This is a genomic window from Stieleria bergensis, assembly GCA_007745635.1.
GTDB classification, from domain to species: Bacteria; Planctomycetota; Planctomycetia; order Pirellulales; family Pirellulaceae; genus Stieleria; species Stieleria bergensis.
Window position 1 is genome coordinate 4,194,762 of the sequence record CP036272.1, and the last position, 15,849, is coordinate 4,210,610.

The 15,849-nt window shown below is 57.5% G+C and carries 11 protein-coding genes; 1 reads left to right on the forward strand and 10 read right to left on the reverse strand.

Annotated elements, in window-relative coordinates; all coding sequences use genetic code 11:
* Nucleotides 1-77 precede the first annotated feature (77 nt).
* Nucleotides 78-548 carry a DUF305 domain-containing protein gene (locus tag SV7mr_RS14885; RefSeq protein WP_145273679.1) on the forward strand — a complete coding sequence of 157 codons (471 nt, stop codon included), beginning with the start codon at nt 78-80 and terminating at the stop codon, nt 546-548.
* Nucleotides 549-551: 3 nt separating this feature from the next.
* On the opposite strand, the gene SV7mr_RS14890 is transcribed toward SV7mr_RS14885, so the two are convergent.
* The 10 genes from SV7mr_RS14890 to SV7mr_RS14935 all read right to left on the reverse strand — a co-directional run bounded on the left by SV7mr_RS14890 (nt 552) and on the right by SV7mr_RS14935 (nt 15,847).
* Complete coding sequence (locus SV7mr_RS14890) at nt 552-3,041, reverse strand: heavy metal translocating P-type ATPase (protein ID WP_145273682.1); 2,490 nt, start codon at nt 3,039-3,041, stop codon at nt 552-554.
* 165 nt (nt 3,042-3,206) lie between these two features.
* Complete coding sequence (locus SV7mr_RS14895; protein WP_145273685.1) at nt 3,207-3,713, reverse strand: hypothetical protein; 507 nt, start codon at nt 3,711-3,713, stop codon at nt 3,207-3,209.
* 90 nt (nt 3,714-3,803) lie between these two features.
* The gene (locus SV7mr_RS14900) at nt 3,804-4,148 is read right to left on the reverse strand and encodes a hypothetical protein (protein ID WP_044303124.1); all 345 of its coding nucleotides are present in this window, start codon (nt 4,146-4,148) and stop codon (nt 3,804-3,806) included.
* Nucleotides 4,149-4,216: 68 nt separating this feature from the next.
* Nucleotides 4,217-7,600, reverse strand: coding sequence for an efflux RND transporter permease subunit (locus SV7mr_RS14905; protein ID WP_145273689.1), 3,384 nt, complete (start codon nt 7,598-7,600; stop codon nt 4,217-4,219).
* Nucleotides 7,601-7,639: 39 nt separating this feature from the next.
* Nucleotides 7,640-9,181: an efflux RND transporter periplasmic adaptor subunit gene (locus SV7mr_RS14910; RefSeq protein ID WP_145273694.1), complete on the reverse strand. Its 1,542-nt coding sequence runs from the start codon at nt 9,179-9,181 to the stop codon at nt 7,640-7,642.
* A gap of 122 nt (nt 9,182-9,303) precedes the next feature.
* Entirely contained in the window at nt 9,304-9,804 is a 501-nt protein-coding gene (locus tag SV7mr_RS25445; protein ID WP_419187415.1) for a hypothetical protein, read from the reverse strand.
* A 127-nt stretch (nt 9,805-9,931) separates the two neighbouring features.
* Complete coding sequence (locus tag SV7mr_RS14920) at nt 9,932-11,497, reverse strand: TolC family protein (RefSeq protein ID WP_419187416.1); 1,566 nt, start codon at nt 11,495-11,497, stop codon at nt 9,932-9,934.
* Between the two features lie 165 nt (nt 11,498-11,662).
* Complete coding sequence (locus SV7mr_RS14925) at nt 11,663-12,256, reverse strand: cation efflux transmembrane domain-containing protein (protein WP_145273700.1); 594 nt, start codon at nt 12,254-12,256, stop codon at nt 11,663-11,665.
* A 2-nt stretch (nt 12,257-12,258) separates the two neighbouring features.
* On the reverse strand, nt 12,259-12,600 hold the full coding sequence (locus tag SV7mr_RS14930) for an RND transporter (RefSeq protein WP_145273703.1): 342 nt from the start codon (nt 12,598-12,600) through the stop codon (nt 12,259-12,261).
* A 25-nt stretch (nt 12,601-12,625) separates the two neighbouring features.
* Complete coding sequence (locus SV7mr_RS14935; protein ID WP_145273706.1) at nt 12,626-15,847, reverse strand: efflux RND transporter permease subunit; 3,222 nt, start codon at nt 15,845-15,847, stop codon at nt 12,626-12,628.
* Nucleotides 15,848-15,849: the final 2 nt, after the last annotated feature.

The window sequence follows — 15,849 nt, forward strand, 5'->3', positions numbered from 1 at the left end:
GGGGTCATATTTCCACCATCGCTCTACAATCGGTTTGACCATGGAAATTCGGCCGCGGTCCCGATGGAGAACTCCCCATGTCCTACAAACTATTCGCCGGCATGATCGCCACATCGACCACGGTCATGTACGGATTGATGTATCTGAACACCTACGCCTTCGATCACGTCTTCTGGAGCGAAACGCGTTTCTACATGGCTCTGCTGATGGGGGCGGCGATGGCGATGATCATGCTCGGATTCATGCTGGGCATGTACAAAAACAAGAAGGCCAATATCGGTATCTTTGCAACTAGCACGGTGGTTTTTCTTGGAACACTGTGGTTGGTCCGCAGCCAGGAAACCGTCCAAGACGTGTCATGGATGAAAGCCATGATCCCCCACCACTCGATCGCGATCCTGACCAGCGAACGAGCCGAAATCAGCGACCCCCGAGTCCGCGAACTCGCCGACGAGATCATCGAAGCTCAACGACGAGAAATCGCTGAGATGAAACAATTGATTGCGGACTTGGAGGGTGAAGCGACAACCGCGATGGCTTCTCGATAGTGGTCACTCACCTCGAGGTTTGTACGCCAGCAAACGCAGTGCATTGAAGACGACGACGAGCGTGCTGCCTTCGTGCAATGCAACCGCGGGGCCGATGTTAAGGCCGAGGATCGTGGCCGGCACGAGGAACGCGACCATGCCGAGACTCATCCAGAGGTTTTGACGGATGATGCGGCGGGTTGCGCGGCTGAGTCCGATGGCCAGCGGCAAGTGGTCGAGGTTGTCGGCCATTAAAGCGACGTCGGCGGTTTCGAGGGCGACATCGCTACCGGCGGCTCCCATTGCGATGCCGACGGAGGCGGATGCCATCGCCGGTGCGTCGTTGACTCCGTCGCCGACCATGGCGACGCCGCCTTCGCTTTGCAGCTTCTTGATTTCGTTGACCTTATCGTCGGGCATCAGGTCGCCTCTTGCTTCATCGAGGCCGACTTCCTTGGCGACCGCGTCAGCGACCTTCTGGTTGTCGCCTGAGATCATGATCATTCGCTTGATGCCGAGTTCGCGAAGCCGCGAGATGGTTCGCTTTGAGGCTTCGCGGGGTGTATCCATCAAACCGATGACGCCGAGGTAACGATCACCGCGCCGGACGATCATCGTTGTGCGTCCGTTTTCTTCGAGCGACTCGACAACCTCGCGAATGCTTTCTGGCAGCGGCGGCCCGGCGACTTCGGCGAACAGATCGTCATTGCCGATGTGAACGATGTCGCCTTCGACCGTCGCTTGGATGCCGCGTCCCGTGATGCTTTTTAATTCCGTGGCAACCGGAACTGACTGCCCTTCGCTCAATCGCTTCTTTCCATCGCGGACAACTGCCTTGGCAAGTGGATGTTTGCTGAGGTCTTCCACCGCGATCGCGGTGCGCAACAATTCGGTTTCATCGACACCTTCAGCGGTGCGAACATCGGTGACTTTAGGTTCGCCTTCTGTGAGCGTTCCAGTTTTATCGAACGCGATCGCGTCCAGACTGCCGAGGCTTTCCAGTGGCCCGCCACCTTTGACGAGGATGCCGCCGCGTGCCGCTCGGGCGACGCCGCTGAGCACCGCACTGGGTGTTGCGATCGCCAACGCACAGGGGCTTGCGGCGACCAGAACCGCCATAGCTCGGTAGAACGATTCGCTGAAGGTTTCGTCGATGACCAGCGGTGCGAACAGCAACAATATGACACCGGCTATGACGGACGGCACAAAGTATCGCTCGAACTTCTTGGTGAACTTCTGTGTCGGCGATACTCGCGTTTCCGCTTCGCTGACCATCGTGACGACGCGAGCCAGCGTGTTTTCGGATGCGAGCTTGGTGACTTGAATTTCGAGCGACCCCGATTGGTTGATCGTTCCAGCGAAGGCGCGATGTTCTGGCGGAAGCGACTCGGGATCGGATGCGGCAGTGGCAACGTCCTCGACGGGGCGTTTGTCGACCGGCACGCTTTCGCCCGTGATCGGTGCTTGGTTGACGCTGGACTCGCCCGCGATCACGAAACCATCTGCCGGGACTCGCTCGTCGGGTTTGATGATGACGATGTCGCCAACGATTAATTCCTCGACCGGAACTTCTGATTCGTTGCCGTCGCGTCGAACTCGTGCGGTTTTGGGGGCTAGATCGGACAAGGCTTCAATAGCACGTTTGGCTCGCCCCATCGCGTAGCCTTCCAAGGCATGTCCGATGCTGAACAGGAACAACAGCAACGCACCTTCGGCCCATGCTCCCAGCGAAGCCGCACCGGCGGCGGCCACGATCATCAAGAAGTCGATCTCGAACTTCCCTGCCCGAATCTTTTCGATTGCTTCGCTGACGGTGTAGTAGCCCCCGAAGAAGTAGGCGGCGATGTAGCAACCCAGCGGAATCCACTGGTTCAGTTCCGCGAAGGTTCCGATTAGCCAGCCGACCAGTAAAAACACACCGCAAAGGACCGCGAAGATCAACTCCGACTTCGGCCCGAAGATGCCGCCGTGGGCATGGTTGTGTCCAGAATGATTGTGGTCGTCTTTGTGACCTTCTTCATCGTGCCGATGGCCCTCATGCTCATCGTGTTCTTTCAGGTCAGACGATGACCATTCATCCAGCGCCCTTTTGATCGACGAGGCGTCGGTTGTTTGACGGTCGAATTCAACCCGAACGGCACCGTCCGGGGAGACAACCGACTCGATGACACCTTCGATGCGAGCTATCCGCGACTCGATGGCGGACGCTCGGCGTGCGTGCATCGGCTCGATTCGCTGATGCCAATGCCCGTACCGTTGATCAAGTTCTGCACCGACTTGATGAGCGAACTGGCGAACTTCGGAAACCGATATGGCATCGGGATTAAAGTGAATGCAAAAGCTGGCTGGTTTGGTGTTGCCAGACGACTCGGCTTCGTTTTCGATGACGTGAACCTTGTCGACGCCACGCTTCGCCGATATCAAGTCGATGAAGCGGCCCATGCACCGATCATCTTGGTCGTGAACGCCAGGCAGGATTGCATTGACCTGAAAACGGCTCTTGTTGTCTATCATGGTTTCGTCGTCTTTTGTCTATCAATAAAAGCGGCTCCCGACCCAACGAGGGCTAGTCGTATGATGGGTCGGGAGCCTTGCCGTCTACGGTGACACACCGCAAACGACTGGAGCAAATCGTATTCCCGCTTGATGGGGCAATCATCAATCGTGGCTTTCTCGTTCTTAGTGGTCATGATCGTGAGCATGCGAAAGCTTGCCGGTGTAGGATTTGCCTTCGATTTGCACGATGACCGCACCCTCGGCCTCGGCTTCGAGCCACTGGTCCATCTCGGCATTGGTTGAAGTGAATCGTGATGACTTGCCCGATGCGTCTTCGGCTTGCGGGTCGGCGGGAAGCTCGAATGACTTCACTTTGCCATCGTGCTTTAGGCTGACGGTTAGCTTGTCGGCTTCGATCGGGACCGGCTGCGTTGCCGAACCGTCGAGCACATACATGGCGACCGCTCCGGTGCCGTGCATCACTTCGATGTGGAACGCTTCTTTGCCAAGTTCGACCAGCTCGCCGCCGTGGGGTCCGTGCTCGGGATGCCCATCCATCTCAATCATCGGCGGCATTTCGTCTATCTCGACCGGGCCGGATGCTTGCGGTGCTTCGGAGACCTGCACGTCGTTCTCGGAACATCCGAGGAGAGTGAAGCAAGAGAGGGTCAGGGCGAATAGATATTTCATTTCAGATTTTCGATTGAAGATTGGAGATTGAAAGAGAAGGCGAGACCGGCGACTGCAAATCGGCAATCGCCAATCTCAAATCTTCAACGGTCAGTGGGCGTGCTGGGTCTCGAAGCCGAGCTTCTTCAACCATGCTTCCCACTGGTGAGCTTCTTCGTGGCTCTTCAAAGCCATCTGCTGCCACTTTGGACAGCGGTAGTTGACGTCCATGTGTCCGCCGTGTGAGCCGACTTTGACTTCGCAGCGAAGTTTCTTCAGCGTGCCGACCAACTTGTCCGCCTTCTCGCCTTCGCTGTGCGTGGTTTTCCACTTTTCCAAGCGATACGACACCAGTTCTTTGGCAGCCGTGTTTGGCTCAGCGGCCTTTGCCAACATGCCTCCCAACGAAACCGATGCGACCAAAGCTGCGACTGCAATCATCCGTAAATTCAACATTTCAAATCCTCCGTGGAAACCTTTTCAAACCAAAAAACATCGCTCCGGCAACGCACCGGAACGAACAACTAACTTGTGACCAATTCAGGTTCAGGACTGAGAGTATTTTTTCCCGTTCCTAAATCCTCATTTCCCATGCCTCCCGCCTGATCGCGAACAATCTGCTTGCCCGCGCCGACACCGATCGTCCAAAACAACGCCGGACGAACGAAGAACTCCGCCAGCGTGCTGGTCAGCAAACCGCCGACGATCACGGTGGCGATCGGGTACAAAATCTCTTTACCGGGTTCACCCGCGGCGAGTGCGAGCGGCAGCAAACCGATGCCGGACGTCAGTGCCGTCATCAGCACCGGAGCCATCCGTTCTTGGCCTGCGCGACGCACCATTTCGCGAGTCCAAGATTCGCCTTCGTGTTCGACTAAGTGGATGTAGTGATTCAGTAGCAGGATGCCGTTGCGACTGGCGATGCCGCACAACGAGATGAAACCGACCATCGCTGCGACCGTCAGGTTTTGATCCGTGATGACGAGTGCCGCGACGGCTCCGATGAACGCGGTTGGCAAAGCAACCAACACCTGCATCGAGAAGTTCACGTTGCCGAAAAGCGTGTAGAGCACCAGGAACATGCCCAACAGCGCGACGCCCGAAAGAATCATCAATCGACGCGTTGCCGATTGCTGGCTTTCAAATTGGCCGCCGTATTCGATGAAGTAGCCCGGCTCCAATTCCAAATCGGCCAATCGCGTTTTGATGTCGCTGACAACATCCACAACGCCCCGCTCGGATACGTTGGCTTGCAACACGATTCGACGACGTACTTGTTCACGCTTGATCATGTTCGGCCCGCCGCTTTCGTAGATGTTCGCCACCGCTTCCAGCGGCAGAGTGCCGCCGCCGGGAAGTGGAACGGCAAGCCGTTTGAGTTTGGTGACGTCCTCGCGGTACGATTCATCCATTCGTAGCATCAGGTCAAACGTGCGTTGGCCGAGCAGAACTTGGCTGATGACTTGCCCGTTCATCGCCGTCTCGACCAGCTCCATGACGTTGGCCGGTCGCAGTCCGTTTTGCGTCAGCGCTTTGCGATTCAGCTCGATGCGAAGCTGCGGAATGTTGGTCTGCTGTTCGATCATCACGTCGGCCAAGCCTGGCACGTCCGCGATGCGTCGTTTCATCTCTTCCGCCTTGTTTCGCAACACGTCTAGATCGTCACCAAAAAGCTTGATGCCGATCTGCGCCTTGACGCCCGAGATCATGTGACTGATCAGGTGGGCCAGCGGTTGCTCGGTGCTCGACACCACGCCCGGAATGTCCTCCATCGTTTCGCGAATTTGCTGGATCGTGCCTTCACGATCCGCGTCGTCAGCGATTTCCAAGAACAACTCCGTGACGTTGACGCCTTCGGCATGTTCGTCCAGCTCCGCTCGGCCCGTTCGACGTGCGACCGACTTGACCGATTCGATCTTCAACAACTCCTCTTGCACGCTTTGCCCGATCTGGTTGCTGGTCGCCAGCGACGTGCCCGGTGCCAGCAACGCGTTGACCTGAACGGCTCCCTCGTTGAACGGCGGCAAGAAGTCACGTTCGAGTTGCGAAACCGCGAACAATGCGAACGCCACCATGACGGCCGCAACGCCCAACACGGGACCGGCGAATTTGGTGCTGAAGTTGATCGCCAAACCGGCAATGCCTTTGAGTCCCTCCAGCAACCGGCCTTCCTCGGCTTCGGGACCACCGAGCAGTCGTTCGGTCACTTGAATCAGAACCCAAACCACGGGCGTCAGGACGAGCGACCACCACAGCGGATTGCCGGGCAATTCAAACGGCAAATGCAGAATGTGAATTGCACGCGGAACGACCCAGTACATCGTTAGGGCAGCGATGCCGAAAGCTAGAATCGGCACCACGACTTGCCAGACTCGTTTGCCGACCAACAGTAACGATGCCAGTACCGGCGTGACGGTCAGCGAGACGCCCAGCGACGCGATCAGCGAGACAACGTACCCCATCGCCAACGGCACAAAGAGCTTGCCTTCCATGCCTTCGAGAGCAAACAGCGGGATGAATACCAAAACGACAATCGCCGTCCCGTAAACCACGCTGCTCCGCACCTCGATGCTGGCGTCGTAAACCACGGCGAGTGTCGGTCGTGGTGCTTCCGATAGGCGGTTCTCTTTCAGACGCCGAAAGATGTTTTCCACGTCAACGATCGCATCGTCAACAAGCTCGCCGATCGCGACGGCAAGCCCACCGAGCGTCATCGTGTTAATCGACAGGCCGAAAGCAGCGAACACGCACGCGGTCGCGATGATGGAAAGCGGAATCGCGGTGAGCGTGATAAACGTCGTGCGAAAGTTCAGCAAGAAGAGGAACAGGATCACCAGGACCAGCACACCGCCATCGGCAAGAGCTTCGACGACGTTGTCGATGGCTCGGTCGATGAACGAACGCTGCGAGTAGACGTTTGCGATTCGGATGTCATCGGGCAGGGACACCTTCAATTCTTCTAACGCTTCAGCAATCGCCTGATCGACGGCGCGAGTGTCGCTGCCCGGCTGTTTGTTGATCGTCAAAACCACTGCGGGGCCGCCTTCGACCGTTCCATCATCAGTGCGTAGATATGCGGACGAATCGCCACGCATGACTTGCGGGCCTTCGACGACTTTGGCAACATCGCCCAAAGTGATCGGGCGACCGTCCCGCAGTGTGATCGCAATCTCTTTCAGGTCGGCAAGGCTGGTGATCCGCCCGAGTCCACGAACCAGCAATTCGTTCGCGCCACGCTGATCCAGGTAACCACCGGTCGCGTTCAGGTTCGATTCACTGACTGCGGTGTGGACATCGTCCATGGTCAGGCCGAATTCCCGCAGCGCGTCTGGATTGACCAGCACTTGGTACTGCATCCGGCCGCCGCCCATTGAGAAGACTTGCGACACGCCGGGGATGGTCAGTAATCGTTGACGGACGACCCAATCGGCCAGCGTGCGAACCTCCATCGGTTCGGTTTCGCCGCCTTCGCTCCACATGCCGTACATGAGAATCTGTCCCATGATCGACGAGATCGGTGCGAGCGTTGGTTTCACGCCGTCGGGCAATTGCTCAGCGGCGAGTTGCAAACGTTCATTGACGACTTGCCGGTCGTTGTAGATGTCCGTGTCCCACTCGAATTCGACGTAGATCACTGACAGACCAATGCCGCTGCTGCTGCGGACTGCCTCGACGCCGCTGGCACCATTGAACGTAGTCTCCAACGGAAACGTGATCAGCGTCTCAACTTCTTCAGGTGCCATCCCTGGCGCTTCGGTGATGACCACCACGCGCGGCCGGTTTAAGTTTGGAAACACGTCGATCGGCAATTGCAATGATTGCCACGCACCGACGCCCAGCATGATCGCGGCAACCGCCAAGACGATTAGCCGGTTGTTCAACGAGAAGTGAATGATTTTATCTAGCATCTTGATCCCTCAATGATTTGGTTTGGCAAAGCGAACAACTCAGTGGTTGTGCCCTGCGTGGGGATCAATGGCTCCGCCCGCTTGGTTCTTCATCGCCATCTGCAATTGATGAGCACCGCTAACGGCGATCATCTGGCCGGGCCAAACTTGCCCGTCGTTCTTGATCGCGACGTTGACGCTGTCCGACGCAATGACTTCCACCGGCACACGGTCAAAATGGTCGCCGTTCTCAACGAATAGGAATCGCTCGGGGCCTTCTTCGGCAACTGCGTCCTTGGGAACAACGATGGCGTCATCGACTTGCGACTGCGGAAGCCGAACGGTCAGTCGTTGGCCGGGCTTGTATCGCCAACTGACGTAGCGTTTGTCACCACGCTGTTCGCTGCGTTCGATCTCATTGGTCAGTCCGACATAGAACGGCAGCGATCGAGATTCGGTGCCGACTTCGTTGCCGATGTAGACCACGTTCAATCCCGTGATCGTTTCGACTTCGTCGCCCGCACCGGTCATCGTGGCTTGCAATTCGGCACCCGAATCGGCGGCCTTTCGCAACAGACTTGCATCACGCTGGTACGCTTGGCCTTCGATCAGCAAGCGGCTGTAGTTCGACAACTGAGCCATCTGCTGACCGGCGTCAACGGATTCGCCACGTCGCACATTCAGTTCTGTGACCAAGAACTCCGCGTCAATGTGATTGTGCGAAGGCAGCGACATCGGCGGCGGTTGCATTGCGGCCAATCGAGCCGTCGGGTTGCCCGCGACTCGGTTAGCGGCTTCTTCCAAAGCGTCGTGATGGAGCGAGTCGTCTTCGTGAATCAGCGGTGCGGTAACCACCACTTCGCGAACCAATGTGCGAGTGCGTTCGATGCTTGCGATTTGGTCTTCACTCAAACCGTGCAGCAACATCGACTGCTTCGCCGCACGGACCTTCGCCTGCAATTTGTCGCGTTCGTACTCGCGAGTGATTCGCGTTTTCCCAGCGATCGCGCCCGAACGGGATGCGGAAGTCAGCCGCTGAATCTCCCGCTCCTCGACATCCAATTGCCCAAGCTGCGAAAGGAAGTCTTCTTGAGTATTGACGAGGTCTTGATGCGTCAGTCGAAGCGTGAACAACGGCTCGCCGCTCTTAATCATCTCGCCACGAGAGATATTGATCGCGTTAATGACGCCCGTCAGTGGCGACGTGATCGAAACATGCGTCTCACCGGGCCATCGCGTCACCATGCCGGGGACTTCGATGTAGCTCGTGTACGGACCGACCGTGACGGCCTCCGTCTTCAGCCGCAAGTTCGCACGAGCCTGTTGGCTCAATTCGATCGACTGGGCCGCATCGTGACCCTCGTGATCATGTCCGGCGTGGTCGTCTTCGTCATGGCCATCTTCATCATGGTCATCGTGTTCGCCGGGACCGTGATCGTGACCCGCGTGCGGATCGGACTTATCGACCGACGCGGTGACAAGACCAAGTTGTTGTGGATAGTCGGTGAAGGCGAACGCGCCGATGACGATAGCGATGGCCATCGCCAGGACGGTCAAAACGGGGCCGCGCAGGCGCACCAGCCAAGCTTTTAGCGTGGACATGCAGAACCATTGATGATTTGAGATTGAAGAATGTAGATTTCAAAAGAGGATTGAAGGATTCAACAATCTGGCGACGCGCGAACGCCCCTCCAAATCGTCAATCTTCAATCAACAATCTTCAATCAAATGATCCACGTGCAGAGAGAAGCACAGTGAGAAAGAGAGTCCGTCGCAACCTGCGGCGACCGCTGATTCAAATGACGAGTCGATAGCGAACCAATGAAGCTCATCATCGGATCGTGCTCATAAGTCACGAACGCGACCAACGGAGCATCAATGATGAACACGACATCACTTGAAGGCACAAAACTGCATTCGACGACGCCATGGCACCCCGGATGGTTCCCATCACAGGGTTGCGATTCGCAGGCACAACACGGAGCCGTTAAGTCGCCCGCATTGTCGATCGACTCGACCGTCTCGTCTTCACCCGAGCAATCATGCTCGTGGTCGTGGCCACACACGTGATCGTCTGGGACACTTGGTGAATCAGCCGCTAAACAGGTGTGCTGGCATCCGTCATGGTCGTGGTGCCCACACGCGTCAGCATGATGCAGCGAACACCCGAAAATCAGGTGCAGCAGCAATGCGGCGACGGTGGTGAGACGACAAACGACAGACACAAAAACATCCTTCGGGTACGGTACACCGGTATTATCGGTTGATACGGTGGAAACGACCAGACCAGTTCAACCGAATTATCAATGTTTCGTCAGACTCCCCACCTTAGCTATCCGAGTTGCGGTGTCTTCACAGGCTCAAAGTCACCAGCAGACCCTCGATCTCGGCAGCAGCTTGTTTGGCTTGTCCGGCGGCATCCAAGACGTTCAATTGCGTCGTGAAGAGCGTTCGTTGTGCTGTTAACAGTTGTAGGAAATCGGTTTCGCCAGCATCAAACGCTTCCAGCGATAGCTTGTACGTTTCCTCCGAGGTCGGCACGACAGATTCCTGCAATCGTGTATAGCGTTCCAACGCAACTTGGTAGCGGCCGACGGCTTCGGCAAGCCGGGCTTCTAGGCTGAGTTGCGTGTTCTGGATCGCCGCTGACGCCGCGGCGATGTCGGCTCGGGCACTGCGTATGTTGCCCTGATTGCGGTTGCGAATGGGAAGCGGAACGCTGACGCCAATGACCGCGAACGTATCGTCCGTAGCGGCATCGACACCAACGCCGACAGTTCCCGTCACGTTCGGAGTCACTTGCGCACAGGCGAGTTGCAACGACCACTTGGCTCGCTCAAGCTCCGATCCGGCCCGCGATAGTTCGGGACTGTTGGTCGAGATATCGGCGAGCAATGATTCCCACGGCGCGGCGGTCAGATCGTCACCCACGTTGCCGCCGAGCGGTCCGGGCGGCAGTGTTTGCATCCCGGCAGCCGCTGCAAGTGTCCGCAGGTTGGCTTGCAACTGCGTTCGAGCGTTCTCCGCCGTAATCCGCGCTTGCTCGGCTTCGACACGAGCCTGCAACAAAGCGATTTTGGAGACCTCTTCGGCTTCCAATAGGGCATTCACTGACTCGATCGACTTCTCAGCCAGCTCGACAATCTGGTTAGCAATCTCGGCCCTTCGCTGCGATACGATGGCTGTCGCAAACGCAGCACGAATGCGAGTCAAAACGCGAAGCTCCGCAATTCGTAGAGCGGCTTGTTGTTTTTGGATCTCGCGGGCCTGAACCTGTTGAGCAATCCCCAGCTTGTTGGCGGTGACGAACTGCTGAGACATCTGCACCGAATGCAGACCGGTGGAGTCTTCGTTGCCGATCTCATCCGACTGATATTGCAGCACCGGATTGAACGGCAAACCGGCTTGGACATACTGCCCGCGCGTTGATTCGACACGAGCACGAGCTTCCGCGATGGCCGGATGCGAACCCAACGCCATCGACTCAATGGACTCAAGCGTCAGCCCTATAGGTTGCTCAAAACCATAGGAATACTGGTCCTGAATGACCGGATCGGTTTCGGCCGTCTCGTTCGCCGCGTCCAAAGCCATCGCGTCGCGTAGAGACGCGGGATCATTGGCGGACTCAGCATCTTCCGAATCGACATCTTCAAGCTCAACGTCAAGTTCGTCCAATTCGTCGAGATCTTCAGCCCGCAAGTCGTCAGCATCACCGTCTTCGGTGAACGCGACTGTCTGAACCGCAACGGTCCGATCATCAGCCCGCGTTTGATTCGTTGTCGAGAAGCGTTCATTCGGCGTCGACTGAGCAACATTCTGCCCAACCGACTGACAGCCACTCGTGAAACCCAAAGCTGCCAACAACAACAAGCGTTTCGCCCGCCGTCGGCGCGTACTGGTCCTATCGTTCGCGATCACCGCGTCTCCCTCCATGAAAATACAGACCAGCCCACTTGTTCCATCGGTTCATCAACACCGAAACATCAGGCACAAACCTCACGACCAAACGTGAAACGCGAGTCGAAGTTCCGGCTGTAGGGATTACGGTGTCAGGCCAGTCGCCATCAAACTGTGGTAACGGCATTACGTTTCCTGCCGGACGTCTGTCAAAATTTTCACTCCCCCGCGAACCACGACGGCCGCAATTAGGATGCCGATGATCAGGTCGGGGATTTGTGAGCCGCTAAGCTTGACGATCAGGCCGGAGATGATGACGCCGATGTTGGCGATCACATCGTTGGCGGAGAAGATGTAGGAGGCGCGGAAGTTGACGTCGCCGCCTTTGTGCTTGGCGATCAGACGTAGGCAATACGAATTGGCGGTCAGGGCGACCACACCCATTCCCATCATCAAGAGACCAACAGGTTCGCCGCCGCTAACGAATCGTCGGCCAGCCTCGGCAAGAACACCGATGCCCAAAATTAGTTGCAACACTCCGCTGGCGGTTGCCGCACCACGTCGGATGCGGGCCGCTCGTCCAACGGCGTAAAGACTGATCGCGTACACGCTGGCGTCCGCCAACATGTCTAGCGAGTCCGCAATCAGGCCCGTCGAACCGGCAACGATCCCGACCACGATCTCCGTTAAGAACATCGCCGCGTTGATGACCAGAACGACGCGCAGCGTACTTCGCTGTGCGTCGTTCTCGGCTTCCAATTCGCATCCGCAATCGGCCATGTCTATTCCGTCGGTTGAGGTGGCTGCTCACCGAACTTAGCTTCGTAGCGAGCGGCGAACTGGGTGAAGTTGTCGGGATTACAGGTGAAGCATTGCGAGTCGGGGCGATTGTGTTCGTCACACCAATCGCCTTTCTCTTTAAAGTCGCCGACCAAGCTCGTGTCGCACAAAGGACACTCCTCTTCGGGGACGCCGTGCTCGACGCACCACCAACCGCTGTGATCGCCCATCGACACTTCGGCAACCGGCTCTTCCGTCGCCGGGGCTTCGTTGCCGCCGCAGCCCGTTACGCCGACGAACAACAAGGCAGCAACCGCAAACGACATTCCATAGATCAAACGCATTTCATTTCCTTTGTGAAGAGACTTCTCATTTCGCTCCGGCCCCGAAACGTTCGGGGTCGGTTGCGACGCCATCAGCGCCGCGTGGTTCGTAAACACGCCCATTGCTTTGATGTGTCTTGGTGCCGTCAACAGACGTTTTGTCATTGGAGATCGGCGATTGAAAAACCATGTAAAGCACTCGCAGGACAAGCAAGGACATCACCATCGCGCTGATCACGCCGCCGATCACCACTGTGGCCAGCGGACGTTGCACTTCCGCGCCCATGCCGGTGCTGAACGCCATCGGGACGAATCCCAGAGCGGCGACCAGCGTCGTCATCAACACAGGCCGCAATCGAGTGAGTGCCGCTTCCTCGACCGCTTTTTCCAAACCGAGTCCACGCTGTCGCAGGGCACGTATCGTCGACACCAACAACATGTCATCCAGCACCGCGACGCCCGACAACGCGACGAACCCGATGGCCGCCGAGATCGAAAACGGCATGTCTCGCAGCCACAGCGCGATGATGCCGCCGATCCACGCGAACGGGATGCCGGTGAAGACGCGAACCGTGTCGACGATATTGCCATAAGTCATGTAGAGCAACGAGAAGATCAGCACGAGCGCGACGGGCACGACGATCATCAAGCGATGTCTGGCCCGAATCATGTTCTCGAATTGCCCACCGAACTCGACGTAATAGCGAGCCGAGGGCATCACAATCTGTTCGTCGATCTTGCGGCGCGCTTCTGCGACGAAGCTGCCAACGTCGCGTCCTCGAACGTTGACCGACACCGTGACGCGGCGTTGGCCCCACTCGCGAGCGATCTGCGACGGACCGGTGGTGACGTCCACGTCAGCCAAGCGGCCCAGTGGAATTTGCTCGCCGCGCGGCGTCGTGATCGGGATCGCTCGGATCGACTCGGGGTCGCCGCGGTCCTCATCCGGCAATCGAACGGTCAATGGGAATCGCAACTGGCCTTCAAACACATCGCCGACCGGACGGTTGCCGATCGCTTCGACGATGTTCAACACCGCACTGGCCGGAACTCCGTAGCGAGCGATCTCGTCCTGCCGGATTTTGATTTGCAACATCGGTTGGCCAGTCAACTGCGTCGCACCGACGTCGGCCGCACCATCGACCGTCAACAGCACGCGTTCGATTTCGGAGGCCTTGTCGGACAGCAAATCCAAATCGTCGCCGTATAGCTTGACCGCGATGTCGGAACGACTGCCGGTACCGAGTTCATCCAGTCGTAGCTTGATCGGTTGCGTGTAAGCCAATCGTTGGCCGGGCAAGTCGCGGAGTGTTTCCTCGAACAATCGAGTCAGCTGTGCTTGCGTGCTTGCTTTTTGCCACTGCGAACGCGGACGCAGCGTGATGAACACGTCGGTCAACTCAAGTCCCATCGGATCGGTCGCGATTTCCGCCGATCCGATGCGACTCCAAACGTGAGCGACCTCGTCGGGAAAAGCGTTCAGCAATGCCGTTTCCATTCGCGTGTTGAATTGGATCGAATCGTCCAGTTCTGTGCCGGCTAAACGGACCACATTGATCGCCACCGCACCTTCGCTTAGCTGAGGCATGAACTCGGTGCCCAGGTTGGGTGCGATCATCCCAAATGCGACGACCAGCACCGCCAACGCGAACCCGATCACCGCGATCCGTTGGTGCATCGTGAAATGCAAGATCGGCCGGTAGATGCGTTTGATCATTCGCACCAGCAACGGCTCGCGATGACTGATCTTCTTCGGCAATAGCAAACTGGCGAGCACCGGCATCAATGTCATCGACAACAGCATCGAACCGGCAAGCGCGAAGATGACAGTCAACGCCATCGGACGAAACATCTTGCCCTCGACCCCTTCGAGCGTCAGGATCGGTAGGTACACAATCATGATGATCAGCTCGCCGAACATCGTCGGCCCGCGAACTTCGACCGCTGCGTCGCGGATGCGTTCGAGTCGACTTCGATTCAGCGGGTTCGCCAAACTCAAATGCCGGACGCAGTTCTCCACCATCACGACGCTGCTATCGACGACCAAGCCGAAGTCGATCGCACCGAGACTGAGCAAACTTGCCGCGATACCGAACCGCCACATGCCCGTGAACGCGAACAACATCGACAGCGGAATTGCCATCGCGACGATCAAACCGGCTCGCAAATTCCCTAGAAACAGGAACAAGACCGCGACAACCAACAAGCCGCCTTCAAACAGGTTCTTGCGAACCGTGTCGATCACCGAGTCGACCAATTCGGTTCGGTCGTACATCGTCACCAACGTCATGCCGGCCGGCAGGTTGGTTCTGATCTCGTCGACGCGCTGCTTCAGATTGGCGGTGTACTGATGCGTGTTCTCACCCATCAACATGAACCCCAAACCCATCACCGCTTCGCCGCGACCGTCGGCCGACACCGCACCGCGGCGAATCTCGTAGCCAATCTCGACGCTCGCGACATCGCTGATTCGCACCGGCACACCGTCGACGGATTTGATCACTATCGCCTCGATTTGCTCTTCGTTGGACGTGCGTCCCAAACCTTGCACGAGCAACATCTCGCCGAGCCGATTGATGTTGCCGCCTCCGACGTTGCGATTGTTCTGTTGCAACGCCGTGATGACCTCGTCGAACGTCAGACCACGCGACACCAATCCTGCCGGATCGAGGCGAACCTGAAACTGTTTCTCGTACCCGCCCCAACTGTTGATTTCCGCCGTGCCCGGAACCGTCCGCAATTGCGGCTTAACGACCCAATCGTGTGTCGTGCGAAGCTGCGTCAACAATCGCAACCGTTCGTCTTCGGGCAGCGCCTGGAAGTCGACCTCGGGATACGTCAACACGTAGTGAAAGACTTCGCCTAGTCCCGTCGCGACCGGTCCCATCTCGGGACGATTGACGCCTTGCGGTAACTCGACGGTCGCTAGTCGTTCGCCGACGACTTGCCGAGCGAAGTAGATGTCGGTGCCGTCTTCAAAGGTGACGACGACTTGCGAGAAGCCGAACTTCGATACCGAGCGAATGTTTTCGAGCGATGGCAAACCGCTGAGCGATTGCTCGATGCTGTAGGTGATCTGGCGTTCGATCTCTTCGGGCGAAAGCGACGCGGCGGTCGTGTTGACTTGCACCATCACCGGCGTCGTGTCGGGAAACGCATCGATGTCCAGTTGAGCAAGCGCGTAGCCGCCGCCGGCGATCAGGACGACGACGCCGAGCAATACGGCGACGCGGTGGCGAAGCGATAGGTCGATGAGTTTTTCGAGCATGA